At 38.9% G+C, this 17,763-nt stretch carries 16 protein-coding genes and 1 riboswitch; of the genes, 8 read left to right on the top strand and 8 right to left on the bottom strand.

What is annotated here, in order from left to right; all coding sequences use genetic code 11:
- Positions 1-2: 2 nt before the first annotated feature.
- The 7 genes from I5J82_RS00475 to I5J82_RS00445 all read right to left on the bottom strand — a co-directional run bounded on the left by I5J82_RS00475 (position 3) and on the right by I5J82_RS00445 (position 8,630).
- Complete coding sequence (locus I5J82_RS00475) at positions 3-1,760, bottom strand: ABC transporter ATP-binding protein (protein ID WP_198766191.1); 1,758 nt, start codon at positions 1,758-1,760, stop codon at positions 3-5.
- A gap of 793 nt (positions 1,761-2,553) precedes the next feature.
- The gene (gene ribH, locus I5J82_RS00470) at positions 2,554-3,021 is read right to left on the bottom strand and encodes a 6,7-dimethyl-8-ribityllumazine synthase (RefSeq protein WP_066239884.1); all 468 of its coding nucleotides are present in this window, start codon (positions 3,019-3,021) and stop codon (positions 2,554-2,556) included.
- A gap of 15 nt (positions 3,022-3,036) precedes the next feature.
- Positions 3,037-4,230 (bottom strand): bifunctional 3,4-dihydroxy-2-butanone-4-phosphate synthase/GTP cyclohydrolase II, encoded by a 1,194-nt coding sequence (locus I5J82_RS00465; RefSeq protein WP_198766190.1) that lies wholly within the window; start codon positions 4,228-4,230, stop codon positions 3,037-3,039.
- Positions 4,231-4,241: 11 nt separating this feature from the next.
- Positions 4,242-4,889: a riboflavin synthase gene (ribE, locus tag I5J82_RS00460; RefSeq protein WP_198766189.1), complete on the bottom strand. Its 648-nt coding sequence runs from the start codon at positions 4,887-4,889 to the stop codon at positions 4,242-4,244.
- Between the two features lie 178 nt (positions 4,890-5,067).
- A riboswitch (FMN riboswitch) is annotated at positions 5,068-5,214 on the bottom strand.
- A 54-nt stretch (positions 5,215-5,268) separates the two neighbouring features.
- Positions 5,269-6,636: a TrkH family potassium uptake protein gene (locus I5J82_RS00455; protein WP_198766188.1), complete on the bottom strand. Its 1,368-nt coding sequence runs from the start codon at positions 6,634-6,636 to the stop codon at positions 5,269-5,271.
- 103 nt (positions 6,637-6,739) lie between these two features.
- Positions 6,740-7,816 carry a hypothetical protein gene (locus tag I5J82_RS00450; RefSeq protein WP_198766187.1) on the bottom strand — a complete coding sequence of 359 codons (1,077 nt, stop codon included), beginning with the start codon at positions 7,814-7,816 and terminating at the stop codon, positions 6,740-6,742.
- An 85-nt stretch (positions 7,817-7,901) separates the two neighbouring features.
- The gene (locus tag I5J82_RS00445) at positions 7,902-8,630 is read right to left on the bottom strand and encodes a YwaF family protein (protein ID WP_198766186.1); all 729 of its coding nucleotides are present in this window, start codon (positions 8,628-8,630) and stop codon (positions 7,902-7,904) included.
- 123 nt (positions 8,631-8,753) lie between these two features.
- Here I5J82_RS00445 and I5J82_RS00440 point away from each other — a divergent pair, with 123 nt between their 5' ends.
- The 6 genes from I5J82_RS00440 to I5J82_RS00415 all read left to right on the top strand — a co-directional run bounded on the left by I5J82_RS00440 (position 8,754) and on the right by I5J82_RS00415 (position 14,393).
- A complete protein-coding gene (locus tag I5J82_RS00440; protein WP_198766185.1) occupies positions 8,754-9,374 on the top strand; it encodes a YhbD family protein in 621 nt (206 codons plus the stop codon).
- 20 nt (positions 9,375-9,394) lie between these two features.
- Complete coding sequence (locus tag I5J82_RS00435; protein WP_198766184.1) at positions 9,395-10,180, top strand: polymer-forming cytoskeletal protein; 786 nt, start codon at positions 9,395-9,397, stop codon at positions 10,178-10,180.
- Between the two features lie 197 nt (positions 10,181-10,377).
- Positions 10,378-11,859 carry a spore germination protein gene (locus I5J82_RS00430; protein WP_198766183.1) on the top strand — a complete coding sequence of 494 codons (1,482 nt, stop codon included), beginning with the start codon at positions 10,378-10,380 and terminating at the stop codon, positions 11,857-11,859.
- A gap of 31 nt (positions 11,860-11,890) precedes the next feature.
- Entirely contained in the window at positions 11,891-13,033 is a 1,143-nt protein-coding gene (locus tag I5J82_RS00425; RefSeq protein WP_198766182.1) for a Ger(x)C family spore germination protein, read from the top strand.
- Positions 13,034-13,053: 20 nt separating this feature from the next.
- The gene (locus I5J82_RS00420; RefSeq protein ID WP_198766181.1) at positions 13,054-13,284 is read left to right on the top strand and encodes a hypothetical protein; all 231 of its coding nucleotides are present in this window, start codon (positions 13,054-13,056) and stop codon (positions 13,282-13,284) included.
- 14 nt (positions 13,285-13,298) lie between these two features.
- Positions 13,299-14,393, top strand: coding sequence for a GerAB/ArcD/ProY family transporter (locus tag I5J82_RS00415; protein WP_198766180.1), 1,095 nt, complete (start codon positions 13,299-13,301; stop codon positions 14,391-14,393).
- 38 nt (positions 14,394-14,431) lie between these two features.
- On the opposite strand, the gene I5J82_RS00410 is transcribed toward I5J82_RS00415, so the two are convergent.
- The gene (locus tag I5J82_RS00410; RefSeq protein WP_198766179.1) at positions 14,432-15,640 is read right to left on the bottom strand and encodes an MFS transporter; all 1,209 of its coding nucleotides are present in this window, start codon (positions 15,638-15,640) and stop codon (positions 14,432-14,434) included.
- 155 nt (positions 15,641-15,795) lie between these two features.
- On the opposite strand from I5J82_RS00410, the gene I5J82_RS00405 reads away from it, so the two are divergent.
- Positions 15,796-16,152: a winged helix-turn-helix transcriptional regulator gene (locus I5J82_RS00405; RefSeq protein WP_191754703.1), complete on the top strand. Its 357-nt coding sequence runs from the start codon at positions 15,796-15,798 to the stop codon at positions 16,150-16,152.
- Positions 16,153-16,270: 118 nt separating this feature from the next.
- Complete coding sequence (locus tag I5J82_RS00400; RefSeq protein WP_198766178.1) at positions 16,271-17,731, top strand: flavin monoamine oxidase family protein; 1,461 nt, start codon at positions 16,271-16,273, stop codon at positions 17,729-17,731.
- Positions 17,732-17,763 lie beyond the last annotated feature (32 nt).

Genomic DNA, 17,763 nt, shown 5'->3' with positions numbered 1-17,763 from the left:
GGCTACACCGCCTTATTATCATTTAAGTTTTGTTCGATCTGTTGACGTTCGTGCTGTTCTTTATACCAGCCGTCTCTTGCTATTAAATCCTCATGTCTGCCTTGATCTACAATCGCTCCGTCATCAATAACGATGATCCAGTCTGCATGTTCAACTGCTGACAGTCGGTGTGTTGTAATAAAAGTTGTTTTCCCGGCGCGTTCTTTACGGATGTTACCGATGATCGCTGTCTCTGTTTTCGCATCAACAGCTGAAAGCGCGTCATCTAGAATCAAGATCTCTGGATCTACACATAATGCCCGCGCAATAGACACACGTTGCTTTTGTCCTCCTGATAACGCCACACCTTTTTCCCCGACAAGCGTGTTCAATCCTTCAGGAAGGAACTGAACATCTTTTCTAAATGATGCCATCTCCATGACATGATTCAACTTATCGACACCCGCTGTGCTATTTCCAAATAAGATATTTTCCTCTACCGATTTGGAGAAAAGAATAGCATCCTGCGGTACGTAACCGATCCATCCTTGCAGATCTTCTAAAGCGATATCCTCAATGCCTACACCAGAGAATGTGATGTTCCCTTTTCCAGCTGGATACTCTCTTAAAAGCTGTTTAAGAAGTGTCGTTTTTCCGCTTCCCGTTCGGCCAACAATTCCAAGAGTCGCTCCTTTTTCCACCTTAATGTTGATGTTATTTAAGTTATCTGTTTCTGAAGAAGGATATCGGAATGTCACATCTTCGAATGCTATTGTGCCCGGATCCTTTAGTGGGACAAGGTCTTCTCTATTCTTAACATCAGGTTCATAGCTTAATGTTTCGTTAACACGATCAAGTGATGCACTTCCACGTTCCATCACATTTATGAGTTCACCAATCGCAATCATCGGCCAGATCAGCATACCTAAGTAAACGTTAAAGGTAACTAGCTCACCAAGTGTGATCGTCTTATGAAAGACCATGTAAGCTCCATAGCCTAAACCGATTAAATAGCTTATTCCTACCAAGACCTTGATCGTTGGTTCAAATAACGCATCGATTCTTGATACAGCCAAATTCTTTTCAAATACATCTTCTGTTACTTTATTGAAACGCTCTACATCCTCTTTTTCTTGAACATAAGCTCGAATGACACGTACTCCTTGTATGCTTTCCAGAACGGAATCGTTCATTTCTCCAAACGCGTCTTGCGCAACGGTAAAACGCTGATGTACTTTTTTTCCGTATTTCTTAATAATAAACGCGATGATCGGCAGTGGAATGAGCGCTGCAAACGTCAATTTCCAACTGATCATGAATCCCATCACAAACAGGATTGTCAGCATGAACAAACTAGAATCTACAAGGGTTAAGATTCCAAATCCTGCAGTCATGGAGATGGCTTTTAAGTCGTTTGTCGCACGTGCCATCAAATCTCCTGTTCTATTTTTCTCAAAAAATGTAGGAGTCATCTTTAATAAGTGCCGCATAAAACTTGAACGCATCGAGCGCTCGATGATAAAAGCTCCTCCAAAAAGCTGATACATCCAGATATACATCGTAATGTACATGGAAACTAGAACAGCTACAAAGATTCCAAGAGTCTTCATCATGTCTTCTTTTGTGATTGTGCCCATATGAATGGAGTCAATGATGTTACCGATGAGTTTCGGTGGGATGATCTCGATGATCCCAACGCCAGTCAGCAACACTACTGCAATTGTGTATCGTATCCAATGCTTCTTAAAGAACCATGCTAATTTACCTAAAACTGAAAACATAATGTCTCCCCTCTCGATCTACCATTCTTTTAAACAATTGTTTAACGAAGCTACCCAAAAAGTGTATGATCCTTGCGTTCTAGCCACACATTTAATGATTTTCTTTTCATTTGTTCTCCTCCTCATGTTTAGTGAATCTATTGCAACAAGAAGAGTGATCTCTTCTATGCAAACAAAAATAAAAAAGCATACCATTCGAACTCGGTATGCTTTGAAATCATAAAAAAACACACGTCACGACTGGGGTGACCTGCGTACAAACATGTATGTAGAAAAGGCAGATATGTAGAATGAAAATCCTAATACATCTCTTCCGGCAGGCCATGGTATGAAATTGTAGAGTCATCGTTGATTACAACAGTGACCGCAATTTGAATAACAACCATTTCTTTCACCATGACACAACCATCCTTTCCATAATTTTGTAGTTTGTAACTTTGGTAATCTTAACACTATTCTAATAACTATGTCAATTGCTTTTAGATATGCTTAAAATTATTTAAAATGCTGTTAATTTTTACTTTAGAGGGGTGTTTGAAATGAGGTTTACGCTTCAATCTACAACGTTTCGACATGAACCTACCATTATTTACTTTCAATCCTGAAGTTTTCACTTTCCATCCACGAGTTTTTGCTCTCAATCCACAAATTTTTACACTTAATCCACGAGATCATGCTCTCAATCCAAAAGTTACCGACGAGTCGACACCACTCGACAAGCTCGAACACCATCGTTTATAAAACAAACAAAACCCGCCACTTAAAAAAGTGACGGGTTTCCACACACATGCCATTATCCCAACTGACGCGTTAAGTTTGCCATTTCAATAGCAGACACAGCTGCTTCCCAACCTTTGTTTCCAGCTTTCGTTCCAGCGCGTTCAATCGCTTGTTCAATCGAGTCAACGGTCAACACGCCGAAGATCACAGGAACACCGCTCGTCATTGAGGCTTGAGCGACCCCTTTCGCCGCTTCATTACATACGTAATCAAAGTGTGGAGTCGACCCTCTAATTACCGCTCCTAAGGTAATCACAGCATCATAGTTACCGCTATCTGCCATCTTTTTAGCGATCAACGGAATTTCAAAGGCTCCTGGAACCCAAGCGATGTCTACATCATCTTCAGAAATACCGTGTCTCTTGAAGGCATCTTGTGCACCAGACACCAATTTATCGGAAATAAAATCATTAAAACGTCCTGCTACAATACCTACTTTTAATCCTGTACCAACTAAATGTCCTTCGAATAATTTTGCCATGACTATTCCTCCTGTTTAGAAATGAAGCATATGCCCCAATTTGCTCTTTTTTGTTTTTAGATAATCTTCGTTGTTCTTGTTATGAGGCATCTGAAGCGCCACACGATCGGTCACTTCTAAGTCATAACCTTTTAATCCAGCAATCTTTCTTGGATTGTTTGTCAGCAGTTTCATCTTACTAATGCCAAGATCCTTTAAGATCTGAGCTCCAATTCCATAGTCACGAAGATCTGGTGCAAACCCAAGCTGTTCATTTGCCTCAACGGTATCCAAACCCTCTTCTTGAAGTTTATAAGCTTTCATCTTATTGATAAGTCCGATACCGCGTCCTTCTTGTCTCATGTACAGCAAAACGCCACGACCTTCTTTTTCTATCTGAGAAAGAGCTGCGTGAAGCTGTGATCCACAATCACAACGAGCAGAACCGAAAACATCACCTGTTAAACACTCAGAATGAACACGGACGAGAACTGGCTCTCCGGTTGCGATCTCACCTTTTACCAGTGCCACATGTTCTTTCTCATCCAATACATTCGAAAAACCGATCGCTTTAAAATCACCGAATTCTGTAGGCAGAGTAATCTCTACTTCACGCTTCACCATCTGCTCTGTTTTGTTTCGGTACGTAATAAGATCCTTTATCGTGATCAGCTTCATATTATGTTGTTTCGCAAGTTCAACGAGTTCAGGAACACGAGCCATCGTTCCGTCTTCTTTCATGATCTCACAGATAACACCAGCAGATTTGCTTCCGGCCATTTGGGCAAGATCGATTGCAGCTTCTGTATGCCCTGCTCTACGCAACACACCGCCGTTTTTTCCGATCAACGGAAAAATATGGCCGGGACGTTTAAAATCTGAAGGAAGGGAATCAGCATTTACTAGCTCACGTACTGTAGCTGCTCTCTCTTGCGCTGAAATACCCGTTGTTGTTGAAATATGATCGACGCTTATCGTAAAAGCCGTGCCGTGCGAATCTGTGTTGGCTGCTACCATCGGTGAAAGATCAAGCTTTAAAGCAATTTCTTCAGAGATCGGTGTACATACTAAGCCTCGGCCATGCGTCACCATAAAGTTGATACTCTCTGGGGTAATTCCCTCAGCGAGCGCAACAAAGTCACCCTCATTTTCACGATCTTCGTCATCTACTACGATTACAATTTTTCCTTCTTTAAGATCTGCAACTGCTTCTTCTATGGAGTGAAACATGAACTCTCCTCCTAAAATCCGTGCTCTTGTAAGAAATCAAGAGACAGCTTCGACTTTTGTGTTGTTTCTTGTTTTGGCGACAACATATTGTGTACATATTTTGCGAGCATGTCACATTCAATGTTCACGATGTCACCCGTTCCCTTTGACCCTAGAATCGTATGTTCTGCTGTATGAGGAATCAAAGAAACGGTAATTGTACTTTCGGTTACTTCAAATATAGTGAGACTCGTTCCATCTACACATACGGAGCCTTTCAACATAAAATAGCGCATCAGATGGTCAGGCAATGTAATCGTATAATAAATAGCATTTCTCTCTGGACGCTTTTCAACGATTGTTCCCGTACCATCAACATGTCCGGAAACAAAATGTCCACCGAACCTGCCACCAGCAGCCATCGCCCGTTCTAGATTGACTGAATCCCGATTGTTTAACAGTCTCAATGTGGATGAACGAAACGTTTCAGGCATAACATCCACAGTGAACTCCCTTTTACTAAAAGATGTTACCGTTAAACAAACACCATTCACCGCTATACTGTCCCCAAGGTTTACATCTTTCAGTACTTCATCGGCTGTAATGGTAAGTACGATCGTTTCATTGCCTTTAGAAATGGATTTAATCGTACCCTTTTCTTCAATAATGCCTGTAAACAAAAAGCTTTCCCTCCCTCGTATGACGTTCGTATCATCGTAAATATGCATAAGCAGGAGTCCTTTTTCTTAATACAAATAACCCCGGAAACAAAATGCTTCCGGGGTTTTAAATGTTAAGAATATAACAAAATAAACCTTTAAATATACCTATTTCAACACAGGTATTCTAAAAGTGTTCACGTTCCTTCTCCCATCCAGACTATACTGTCGGCTTCGGAATTGCACCGAATCCACCGTTTCTGCAAAAGCAAAACCGGGTCACGGACTAAGAGGCTAGAGCCTCATCACCGCCGGTTGGGAATTTCACCCGACCCCGAAGGACTTATTTACTTATGTTCATTATAAGTAAACATCGAAGTGAATTCAAACGGGATCACTTTTATTGACCAATTATTAATTTTTCTTTCGGATAATGAATGTGCTCTGTTACTGTTTTCCCTCGGATGATGAACAAGAATGATAAGACACCAATCCTACCGATGAACATTAAGAGCATAAGGATTACTTTACCCGTTGAGCTCAACTGGCCCGTAATTCCAGTAGAAAGCCCTGTGGTTCCAAAAGCTGAACATACTTCGAAGAATAAGTACTCGATCGGCATAGGATCAGTGATCGCCAAGACGATGGTGGATGTTGTACAGAGCACCATCGCAACAATAATAACAATAAAGGATTTTTGAATGTCCTCTGGATAGATCTCTCGTTTAAAAATTTTAATCGTGTTTCTTCCTTTTGCATAAAAGAGAATCGCTAAAAGAGCTACGGCGAATGTAGTTGTTCTTATCCCTCCACCGACCGAGCTAGGTGAAGCGCCGATAAACATCATAATCGATAAGAAAAGCATAGTAGGTACTGTTAATTGTGAGATATCCATCGTAGACAAACCGCCACTACGAGTCGTAACAGACTGAAACATCGAATAAAAGAATGATTCATGCCAAGACTTTCCTTCAAAGAAAGCGTTCATTTCTAAAACATAAAAACCGATCGCACCTGTTACAACTAAAATAGCAAATGTAGTTGTCGTGACCTTTGTAAAAAGAGTGAACGTATAACGCTCTAAATACTTTCGTTCTTTAATAAAGTTATTAATCTCAACTAGAACAGGAAATCCTATCGCACCTGATGTAATCAATAACATCGTCACAATTTGAACAAGATAATCATTACGGAAAGGGATTAATGAACTTCCCGTTATATCAAATCCAGCATTCGTTGTAGCTGTAACGGCCGCAAAAAAAGCGTGGTAAAGCACCTCAACTTCTGTATCATAATAAGGCTGAAACAATATGAAGAACAAAACTGTTCCTACAATTTCGATCCCAATGATTAACGTTAAAATCTGCTTCATCAGCTGAACGAGTCCAGCAAGTGTGGATTGATTCTGATCCGTCATAATTAATTGACGTTCTCTCATTCCAATCCGTTTTCCTATTAATAACCAGACCGCCGTTCCTAGTGTCATGACACCAATTCCACCAATTTGGCAAATTAAAGCTAGAAGGATGACTCCGACGTGATTGAACGTTTCTGAGATACTAACAGAAGTGAGCCCTGTTACACTAACTGCACTCACCGCTGTAAATAGTGCATCAATAAATTTCAGCTCTACTCCTTCGTTATGCCCGACTGGTAAGCTTAATAGTAAAGTGGCTACTAAAACAGACAATAAATAAAAGATTACGATAAGCTGAACGGAAGTTAGAAATGATTTTTTTTGTTGTGTAGTTGCTGTATTTTTAAACATATATTTTCACCTGTCGAGAGGATTTTTCTGTAACCTTCTGAAATCTTAACAATAGCATTTCCATTTAACAAGGTGAAATTGAACATTTGCTAAAAAAAGACTGTTAATCTTCTAAAATACATTCTTCATCAGCCATTCTCTTTTCAATAAGCCTCATTAATTCAGCAGGATGATCTACTTTAATAACTACCCTTGTTACGTTCTTCTTAAATCCATATATGATATCTGACCTTACAGGTTTTTTCAACAGCAACTCAATATTCGGTTTTTCCGGAATAAAATCACTTACTCGCGCTTCAAACGTATACTTGAGTTCAGCTGCACTCAACTCATCAGGTCCTTCATACGTTTTCCATTCTTGAATGTCTTTAAACGGAAGGTCAAGGCTCTTGATAAAACCTACATTTAGAATCAATGAATCCTCTGTGACAATCACAGGTACTTTTTTTACGGCTTGCATTTGGCCGATTAGAAACAGAATAGAATAGATGTTTATAAATAGTAAAATCAAAGAGACGGTATGATTCCACTGGCTGAAGAAATAATGAAGACCGACCGATTCGATGATAAGCGCGTGAATCAACATGAGCTGGAGAGCTACATAGCTCGTATTCTTATGATAAGTAAACGTTTGCTCAGTCATCATAGGTGCTTTGCGCCACGAAAGGAATGCATAATGAAACATCGTTACTTCACTTACGAGAGAATCAATGAGGCGACTTCTTGCAAAATGAACGTTAACAGCGTGTTTGAGTTTAAATAAAAACGGTAGTTCAACAGCTAACTCACTGAACGTTTTCTTTACTTTAGGAAATTTTCTGCACACAATAAACAACAAATATAGTTCGATTGAGATAAAACCTGCTTCTAAAAGAAGGAGAGCTTTCGGAATAAATGAAACAGATTTCATTAGTTCATCTGGAATGATCCATGATGCGAAAGCATAACTCACTAATGCAACAAGCAGTGTCAGCTTCCATGAGTATCTTTTGCGGATAATAAAGTAGTAGGTAAGTAGAGGAATAACAAGAAGAAAATCAAACATCGAACCAATGAGCACTGACGTAGGTATAGGTTGAAAATAGGTGGTTTGATAAAGAATTACATTGCTTCCAATGACTAAGAAACTAAGAAAAAGAAATGGCATCCACCTGATCGGCTTATTTATAGTTTCAATCATACTATCCCTCCTCACTTCCATTATACAATAAATTCCATAATTTTCTTTTCCTGCATGGTTTTGTCACAAAGTATACAAAAAAGAACTACCCTTCAAACGGCGGGTAGCCCTCTGTCTTGTGTTTTAGTTTTTCTTTAACCGGAATAAAAACAAACAGACATAAACATAAAGCGACTAGCTCTAGTGAAAGGATATACCAAGGATAAGGCCCCATGTAATCCATGAGAGAAGCATTCGATGGTTTTTCAAGCAAGAACATATAATTTGCACCAATCGCAACATCTACAACGTAAACACCAAGAGCATAGATGTTCAACCAAAAAAATGATTGGAAAAGAAGCTGCCAGCTAATTGTATAAGACCTTATAATTGCATAGTAAAGAGCTGTCCAAACAATGAGAGCATGAGCTAAAAAGTATTGAATGAAACGAAAATGCCAAGGTTCCTGAAATAACTCTGGTGTAAGTAATCCTTGTATGGCACCCGTTAAACCAAAAAGATAAACAAAAGCAAACAGTCTCCGATTATCCGTTATGAGTAACAACACGCATAGTAGAATATTGAAACTACATAGCTGCAAAGGCAGGAAAATATGAATATCCCATAAATTATTATGAATTGCCCATATGTGATACGTACTTTCAGAGATTACAAGACCTGTGATTAAGATTTTCTTCCATATGTGCATCTTCCTAATCCTATTTCGGTAGCCAAACATGATAATACTCACAAGGAATATAAAAACTAATAAAAGAACATGCTCCCACTGAAACATCTTAAAACCCGAAGTTCCTGCACTAAACCAATTCTCCATTAACTCCTCCACCTTCTACCTAATACTATTCAAAAATCTTCATGCATTTTCCTTTATAAACTTTTAAAAATCATTTGTATAACGTAACAGTGTTATGTTACATTGTAAGCAAGGAGGTTAACCATGGAAAACCTAATCTCAAAAAAAGATCTATTAGAAGAAGCAAATATCTCATACGGACAGCTATACAGATGGAAAAGAAAGAATTTGATTCCCGAAAACTGGTTTATTCGAAAATCTACCTTTACAGGGCAAGAAACATTCTTTCCTAAAGAAGATATATTGCTGCGCATTGAAAAAATTAAAACGTTAAAAGATGACTTATCACTCGATGAACTAGCTGATATGTTCTCCCCTTCCCCAACACTTACATCATTATCAGCAGAAGAACTTACTAAACGTAACATTGTTTCAAATACAGCCTTAGAGATGTTCAACAACGTTCATGGCCCCACCAAAACGTTTACTTTCAATCAAATATTAACTCTATACGTATTGAATTCATTGCTGCAAACCGGCGATGTAAATCGAACGGAAGGCATAGACCTGTTAAAGCTCTTTGATGAAAATGAGCAGAACGTAAAGAACACAGGAAGTGAATTGATCTTTATCAGAAAAATGGGCGTCTCATTTTTTGTTCTTACACCAGAACCGGCCACCCTTTTCTTAGAACCACAAGCAAAAAAAATCGCTCACTACAAACTAAGTCAGTGCATGGAAGAACTAAAACTTAAGCTTTCTTAATCATTGAAGGAGGAATAGCAATGGAACGAACTCAGTTAAAGAACATTAGTATTTCCGGATCAGGAACTTCTTCTGGTGGCGAGTATAACCAAGTAAAGGTTAACGGATCTGCCCATATATACGGTGATCTCACTTGTGAAGAGTTCAAATGCAACGGAAGTGCCCATTTAGAGGGAAACATCACTACTGATACAGCCAAAATAAATGGATCTACCCATTTCGAAGGCGATGTAAAAGTGAAGGAAATGACGATTAACGGCAGCACAGACATCGATGGTCATCTTCTTTGCGAGGAATTAAAGGTTCAAGGCTCCTCTTCTATTAAGGGGGATGTAAAAGGAAAAGAGATTCACGTTCGCGGCTCTGCTTCTGTACAAGGAAATGTTTCAAGCGACGAAGTAGACGTAAAAGGCCAAATTAAAATAAAGGGAGATTGTGAAACTGAATCTTTTGAAGCCCGTGGCAATTTTAAAATAGATGGACTCTTAAATGCAGGCACGATCGACGTGGAACTTCTACGTCATTGTGAAGCAAAAGAAATAGGTGGCGAGAACATCACGGTTAAAAAGACCGGAGATGCATCTGGCTTGAAAAAGCTGATCAAATTTTTTATGAGCAACCATACCGATCAACTAACAGCAGAAGTGATCGAAGGCGACAACTTGTACCTTGAACACACACACGCCGAAGTCGTTCGAGGAAACACGATAGAAATTGGTCCAGGCTGTGATATAAAAAGGATTGAATATAAAACAAGTCTAGACATTGACCAAAGCGCTAAAGTGGGAACACAGGAAAAAATTTAATCATGAAATATTTCTAATTTCACGTATGAAAGCTACCCTAACACGCTGGTAGCTTTTTTGTTTGGCTATTTATTCAACTACCCCAGCTGAAACGGAAATCTACAGCTTTCATCCACCCTTCATGACTTCCATGGTAAATAATGTATAGATTCTTATCCTTCATCAAACATTATAGGATAAGGCAGGTGTTAACATTCATGGATACAACAAAAGTAGAAGTTCCTATCAACAAAGATCTCCAAGCAAATGATGAATATATGCGTAACCTTTATAAAAACTGTGATGATATCAAGATCAGACACTTTCAATTTGGTTCAGATTATAAACAAGAAGCTCTTGTTGTACACTGTGATTCTCTCGTCCAAGAAGAAAAGTCGAACCTGCTTCACCAGGTTCTAAAGGATATGCCTGATTTTGAGGCAGCCCTTTCACTTGCTGTTTCCGTTCAACAGATAAAGGTCTTTTTTGAGAATAAAGGCGTCTCATCAAGGCCCGTCATGCTTCTAAAAAACTACAATGAATTAAATGCCAACATCGTGAATGGTCATATTGTCTTGCTTTTTGACAAATGGGACTTAGCTCTAAGCTTTGATGCTTCTTCTGTAGAGAAAAGAAGTGTTGCAGAACCTCAGAACGAGGTAGTCGTTGTTGGCCCCCGAGAAGGAACGATAGAAAACCTTCAAAAGAACCTTGGCTTGATTCGTTCACGGTTAAAAACACCCGATCTTAAATTTATTTTTAAACAAACAGATAGCAAGTCAAACACCAAATTTGTTTACGGCTATTTAGATGGAACCGTAAAAAAAGAAATGCTTGAAGAGTTTGAAACAAGAATCAACAAGATTAAAAATGAAGAGATTCTAGAAACATCCTATATCGCTGAATTAATCGAAGAGTCATCCGTTACTCCCTTCCCACAATATCGATTTACGGAGAGACCAGATGTTGCCTCCGCTTCATTATTAGAAGGCAAGATTATTATTTTGATGGAAGGAACAGGGACCATTGTCATCTGTCCTGGCTTGTTTAATGAATTTTTCCAATCGGCTTCAGACTATTATCAACGCTCTGTTTTTTCATCGATCATCAGGTTGGTAAGGTTTGTTGGTTTTATTTTGAGCTTGGCTTTACCTAGCATTTATATCGCTTTGACTACTTTCCATTCTGAACTCATACCTACCGTTTTATTGATCGCCCTTTTAGATACACGTGAAGGGATTCCTTTTCCTGCTATCATAGAAGCTTTGATCATGCTGTTTTTTTTCGAACTTTTGCAAGAAGCAGGAGTTCGGCTGCCGAAACCTATTGGATCAACCGTAAGTATCGTTGGAGCGTTGATTATCGGAGAAGCTTCCATCAATGCTGGACTCGCCTCACCGATCATGATTGTTGTTATTGGACTGACGGGAATCGCTTCCTTTTCTATCCCTTATTACGATTTCGGATTCGCTGCACGGTTATTACGTATACCCTTAATGTTCCTGGCGGCAATTATGGGAGGCTTCGGTCTATTCTTAGGATTTATTCTCATATTCCTGCACCTATCCAAATTGCACGTTTTGAAAGAACCTTATCTTGGTACGTTCACACTTAACAGCACCTCCTTACTAAAAGACGGATTCTTTCGTTTGTCATTAAAAAAATTACTTAAACACCGAAGCACAGGAAAAAACGCTTAGGGTGATTACTTATAAAAAGGGTGGGGTTTACATGCAAAAGCTAATCAAATACATCGTTGCCTCCTCCCTCCTTTTTTTATCAGGATGCTGGGACCATGCCGAGCTTACTGAATATGTTTTTGTTCAATCTCTTGCAATCGACCAAAAGAAAGATGGAAGCATTAAACTTACCACTCAATTTTATAAGCCAGCTCCTAAGATTGCTTCAGCAGGAGGTGGCGGAGAATCTTATTTCAATCTTGAGACGGAAGCAAAATCCGTTTTTGATGCTATAAGAGATGTGACTATCCATTTAGGAAGAAAAGCTAACTGGGGACATGTTCGTTTTATCGTTATTAGTGAGAATGTGGCCAGAAAACATTATCTGGGGTCTGTTTTAGACTTCTTTTACAGAGATCATGAACCAAGACTCTTAACAGGAGTTGCGGTTACAGAGGGATCTGCAGCTGACTATATCAAAGAAAAGCCTCATGTAGAAAACACGGTAAGTGAACAGTTAAATGAGGTAACGAAAACCGGAAGTAAGTTCAGCGCAAAGACGTATCCCGCCAATTTATTTACGATTGGAAAACAGCTTCACAGTGAGGTGGATACGGCGTATGCTCCCTATTTAAGAAAGGAAAAGGAAAAAGAAAACAGCATCTATGTAGATGGATTGTCAATCTTTCATAAAGGAAAGCTGAAGACGATTATTACGAATAAAGAAACGAAGTCACTTATGCTTGCTCTTAATAACTTCCAGTTTGGAATTATCGGTATCACGTGTAAAGGAAGTAAACTGCAAGAGTCATTTGAAATTACAGAATCTCATACAAATACATCGGTTGAGTTCAAAAATGATGTTATACATTACTTCCTTCAACCAAAGCTTCAAGCGAGCATAGGAGAATTAGAATGTTCGACGATTGAAACGAAAGAACAACTAGAAGTTCTTCATAAGAAATTAGAAAAACAAGTAAACAGTAACTTAAAGGCATTATTAAAACAATCTCAAAAAAAGAATATAGATATTATCGGATTGGGAAACGATATCTATCGCTCAAATCCAAAAGAATGGCAGAGAATAAAAAAAGAAAAAATCCCTTATTACAAAGATGCTGTCTTTCATGTTAAAGCAGAAGTGAATATTTTAAACACTGGTACTGATATCAGCAAACCTTTTCACAAAAAATAATAGAATGATGAGGAATCGCTATGATTGAAAAACTCATTATAGGAAGCTTGATCGTTTTCTTGTACTTCGACTATCAAACGATCAAACAAGATAACAAGTCAAAAAAAATCTATTTAATGCTCTCCATTCCCGCAGGATATATGCTTTATTCATATCTAACTGGACGGAACCTTCCTAACTTAGATGATGGCTTTCAGTTAATCGTTGGTCCTATGGCTGAAGCAATCACCTCATGGCTGCAAGTAAAATAATAAGGAGTACCTTTATGCATACAGGAAAAATCAGTTATTGGCAGATGGCAGTCTTATTTCAAGTGTATATGACGGGTTCAGCACTTATTAATATTCAAGGGCCAATGTTGGCTGCAGCTCAAAACAGTGCTTGGATTGCTATGCTCCTCGCTAACTTAGTCGGTTTTGTCATCTTATATCTCGTCTTAACCCTTCACAACGATTATCCTGATCAGTGTTATGTGAACCAAGTTCGCTTAACACTCGGAAACGTGATGACCTATTTTATTATCATCCCTTTGTTCGTAGTCATGCTGTATATTACGTCAAACATTGTATATGGTATGGGGCAATATTTTACTACATCGATGATGAGAGAAACGCCGCTCTTTATCTTTCACCTACTCATCTTAATCACTTCGAGCTTAACCGCAAAAGCTGGAATCGAAGTGATGGCGCGCATGTTCCATCTATTGATGTACATTTTGTTATTCATCTTCATCATCATGTTATTTCTGCCTTACAACACGTATGAGATTACCAATCTGCTTCCTTTAGCTCCTTTAGGCTTAAAACCCATCCTGCACGGCGTATATGTCGGTTTTGGATTTCCTTACATGGATGTTCTCTTCTTTGCTATGATCATCTATCTGGTAAAGCAAAAGCCTGGGCAGTCCATTAAGAAATGGCTTTATATAGGTTTATTCATCAATGGAATCGTACTTACTTTAACCATTCTCTGTTCATTATTGGGGTTAGGACCTTTAGTATTTTTAAAGAAATTCCCGCTACATGTTCTTGCTCAGCTGATCAGTATCGGAGAAATCGTAGAACGCGTTGAAGCCATCTTTGGCATCGCACTCATTCTAGGGACATACATGAAGATCTCTTTATTGTTGTATATACTTGATCAAGCTATCTCTACGCTATTTAAAGTAAAAGCTACCCATTTTATTTACATCCTTTCTGCTGTTGTATTCTTACTTTCTCTTACAATGTACAAGAACGAAATCGAATTAGGTGAATCTGGATCGTTTCTGCAGACCCCTGTAACATTTATCTTTGGATTCCTGCCCCTTTTGTTTGTCGTGATTGTGGCTAAAGTGAAGAATAATAAAAAAACAGCATAAAAAGAAGGCAACCCAGAATGGCTGCCTTCTTTTTACCTTTAAACTTTTCTTCTTTCAAGTGATGCGCTCCATGCCGTTAAAAGAACCGCACCAAATACCATGACTCCGCCGATCCAAGGTGTATGAATGATGCCGATTGAGTCGACAATAAGTCCTCCAACTGATGCACCAATCGCGATACCTAGATTAAATGCAGCAATATTGATGGCTGATGCAACATTTACCGCAGATGGTACATATCTTTCAGCCAATTTCACAACATAAACCTGTAGACCCGGAACGTTCATAAACGCTAAAAGTCCTAAAAAGAAAATTGTAATCGTCCCAGCAATTTTAAAAGGTGCTGTAAATGTTAAGATCACTAGAATAACGGCTTGAACTGCGAACATCCAAAACAATGCTTTAATTGGATTTTTATCTGCCGCTTTACCTCCTATCGTATTACCGATTGCGACAGCAATTCCGTATCCTAACAAAATCCAGCTGACTGCTTTAGGAGCGTAGCCTGTTACATCTTCCAAGATCGGTGCTAAATACGTAAATGCTACAAACGTTCCACCATAACCAAGAGCTGTAATCGCAAAAGCTAATAATAAGCGACCGTTTTTAATGATTTTAAGTTGATCCTTTAAACTTGATGGCGGTGCTTCTTTTAAATTCTTTGGAACCAAAATAGCACTAGCGATAATCGCAACAACACCTAGTAGAGCAACTGCCCAAAACGTAGCTCTCCATCCAAAGGTTTGTCCGATAAATGTTCCAAGTGGAACCCCAGTTACAGTTGCAACAGTAAGTCCTGTAAACATGAATGCAATCGCACTTGCACGTTTATGTTCAGGGACAAGATCTGCTGCGATCGTTGCACCTATTGAGAAGAAAACACCATGAGAAAATGCTGTAATAAATCGTGCGATCAATAGCAGCGTAAAACTTGTAGATACAGCTGCAACCATGTTACCTGCGATAAAAACGACCATTAACAGAAGCAATAACGTCTTTCTGTTCATTTTATTCGTAAGTGCTGTAAGAACCGGTGCGCCAAATGCGACACCCATCGCATATCCAGAGATGAGTAACCCTGCTAGCGTGATTGAAATGTTTAGATCAGATGCTAATGAAGATAAAAGTCCTACGGGTACAAACTCAGTTGTACCAATACCAAAAGCTGAAATGGCTAATGCTAATAATGCGGGAAATCCACCTTTAGACTTCGAAGCGGTTTCCGTTTGAACGGCTGTTGAATTCATCTATAAATCCCTCCATTGATGTTTAATTGGTGAATGAACTAGTCATTCGGATGACTTAATGCTATTATGAAATATACGCAAACTAAAAGTAAGTACGCACTTTTAAGTAATGTAGGTACTTTTAAGTAACAATTAAGTGATAGAGGTGATTATGGATGAAAAAATACAACATACCTGTTGAAGCTGCACTAGAAGTGATAGGTGGAAAGTGGAAAGTCGTCATCCTCTGCCATCTTATAAAAGATAAACGAAGAACAGGCGAATTGAAGCGATTAATGCCAGGAATTACTCAAAAGATGCTCACACAACAACTTCGAGAACTAGAAGATGACGGGGTTATTCTCCGTGAAGTATACAATCAGGTTCCTCCACGAGTTGAATATTCTCTAACCGATTATGGTTGGTCGTTAAAAGGGATTTTAGATTCACTCTGCGCATGGGGTGAGCAGCATATTGAGAAGACCTATCCGAACAAAGAGGATGTTTTGGTTCAGACTGAAGAACTAGTATAAATAGCAAAAATGGCAGCCATCATGGCTGTCATTTTTAGTTTTAATTACAAAATAATATTCTTTAATAATAATTAATACATTATTAGAAGATACGAACGTTCACATGGGGGGACTTGTGATGAATAGGAGCCGTCTGACAGTTGAAGGAATGCTAGATGTTATTAAGAACGGTTTACCCATGACGAACACTTCAAAAAAAATTGTAGTGGTTGGAGCAGGCATGGCAGGACTCGTCGCATCCACGCTTTTAAAAAATGCTGGACACGAAATTATCCTTCTAGAATCTACTCATCGAGTTGGCGGTCGCATTTACACAGTCAGATCACCTTTTACACACGGTAACTATTTTGAAGCAGGTGCAATGCGAATTCCTGAGATGCATAAACTTGTTTTAGCGTACATCAATAAATTTAACCTTGCTACAAATGAATTTGTTAACAGCAATCCCCACGACCTTCTGCTAGTCAACGGTATTCGAACGACTTATGAAGCTTACGAAAAGAATCCCGACATCTTAGGTTTTCCTGTTTTGGAAAATGAAAAAGGAAGAACAGCTGAAGAATTAATCGCTTATGCCGTCCAGCCGATTGCGGATTTTATTGATCGTGATCCTGATAAAAACTGGCCGATCGTCATACAAAACTTTCAATCGTACTCCCTTGATAACTATTTAAGAAACAATCCTTACGGTAGATCGTTATCTGCTGGAGCCATAGATAAAATCAAGGTTCTTCTATCGCTAGAAGGTCTTCCTGAACTTTCTCTTTTAGAGATGCTTCGTGACATCTTAATCATTTTCAAAAAACCTCCTCTCAAATATTTTGAAGTTACAGGTGGATACGATCAGCTGCCTCGTGCTTTTCTTAAAGAATTGCGGCATCACATCTATTTTGGTCAAAAGCTAACAAGGATTGTCCAGACAGAATCAAGCGTTAAACTGTATACAGAAAGTCCTCAAACCTTACACCGTTTTTCTTTTGAAGCCGACAAAGTTTTAATTACTTTACCTTATTCGGTTCTAAATTTTGTTGAATTCGAACCATTTCATTCCCTCTCCTACCTTAAAAGAAAAGCGATTCGAGAGCTTCATTATGTGCCATCAATTAAGATCGGAATCGAATTCAAACATCGTTTCTGGGAAAAAAACGGTCTCTCTGGTGGAAAAACCGTCACTGATCAAGCATCACGCTTCACTCATTATCCGAGCCGTATACGAAAAGATATTCCTTCTGGTGTCGTAATCGGAAGTTACACGTGGGAAGATGATACGTTTCCTTGGAGAAGCTCATCAAATGAGATGAAAATTAAAGAAACATTAAAATATATCGCACAGTTTCACGGCGAAGATATCTATCAACATTTTGTTACAGGGTTTAGCCATGATTGGTCTACGGATCCAAATGCAGGTGGCTGCTTCACCATGTTTAAGCCATATCAGGAGTTAGAGTTGTTTGAAGCGATCAAAGCTCCGGAGGGAAGACTGCATTTTGCAGGTGAGCATACTACACTCAAGCATGGATGGGTGGAAGGAGCCGTGGAGTCAGGGGTTAGAGCTGCGATTGAGATGAATGAGATGTAGAGCTTATAGATATACACAAAAACGAGCCCTCT

This window comes from Fictibacillus halophilus (genome assembly GCF_016401385.1).
Classification (GTDB): Bacteria; Bacillota; Bacilli; order Bacillales; family Fictibacillaceae; genus Fictibacillus; species Fictibacillus halophilus.
Note: the sequence above shows the minus strand (reverse complement) of the source record. Positions and strands in the feature narration are given on the sequence as shown.

Excerpts from the sequence above, each read along its gene's own strand:
- I5J82_RS00475 (WP_198766191.1), bottom strand. The coding sequence starts at position 1,760 with ATGTTTTCAGTTTTAGGTAAATTAGCATGGTTCTTTAAGAAGCATTGG.
- ribH (WP_066239884.1), bottom strand. The coding sequence starts at position 3,021 with ATGGCAAAATTATTCGAAGGACATTTAGTTGGTACAGGATTAAAAGTA.
- I5J82_RS00465 (WP_198766190.1), bottom strand. The coding sequence starts at position 4,230 with ATGTTTCACTCCATAGAAGAAGCAGTTGCAGATCTTAAAGAAGGAAAA.
- I5J82_RS00455 (WP_198766188.1), bottom strand. The coding sequence starts at position 6,636 with ATGTTTAAAAATACAGCAACTACACAACAAAAAAAATCATTTCTAACT.
- I5J82_RS00450 (WP_198766187.1), bottom strand. The coding sequence starts at position 7,816 with ATGATTGAAACTATAAATAAGCCGATCAGGTGGATGCCATTTCTTTTT.
- I5J82_RS00445 (WP_198766186.1), bottom strand. The coding sequence starts at position 8,630 with ATGGAGAATTGGTTTAGTGCAGGAACTTCGGGTTTTAAGATGTTTCAG.
- I5J82_RS00440 (WP_198766185.1), top strand. The coding sequence starts at position 8,754 with ATGGAAAACCTAATCTCAAAAAAAGATCTATTAGAAGAAGCAAATATC.
- I5J82_RS00435 (WP_198766184.1), top strand. The coding sequence starts at position 9,395 with ATGGAACGAACTCAGTTAAAGAACATTAGTATTTCCGGATCAGGAACT.
- I5J82_RS00430 (WP_198766183.1), top strand. The coding sequence starts at position 10,378 with ATGGATACAACAAAAGTAGAAGTTCCTATCAACAAAGATCTCCAAGCA.
- I5J82_RS00425 (WP_198766182.1), top strand. The coding sequence starts at position 11,891 with ATGCAAAAGCTAATCAAATACATCGTTGCCTCCTCCCTCCTTTTTTTA.
- I5J82_RS00420 (WP_198766181.1), top strand. The coding sequence starts at position 13,054 with ATGATTGAAAAACTCATTATAGGAAGCTTGATCGTTTTCTTGTACTTC.
- I5J82_RS00415 (WP_198766180.1), top strand. The coding sequence starts at position 13,299 with ATGCATACAGGAAAAATCAGTTATTGGCAGATGGCAGTCTTATTTCAA.
- I5J82_RS00410 (WP_198766179.1), bottom strand. The coding sequence starts at position 15,640 with ATGAATTCAACAGCCGTTCAAACGGAAACCGCTTCGAAGTCTAAAGGT.
- I5J82_RS00405 (WP_191754703.1), top strand. The coding sequence starts at position 15,796 with ATGAAAAAATACAACATACCTGTTGAAGCTGCACTAGAAGTGATAGGT.
- I5J82_RS00400 (WP_198766178.1), top strand. The coding sequence starts at position 16,271 with ATGAATAGGAGCCGTCTGACAGTTGAAGGAATGCTAGATGTTATTAAG.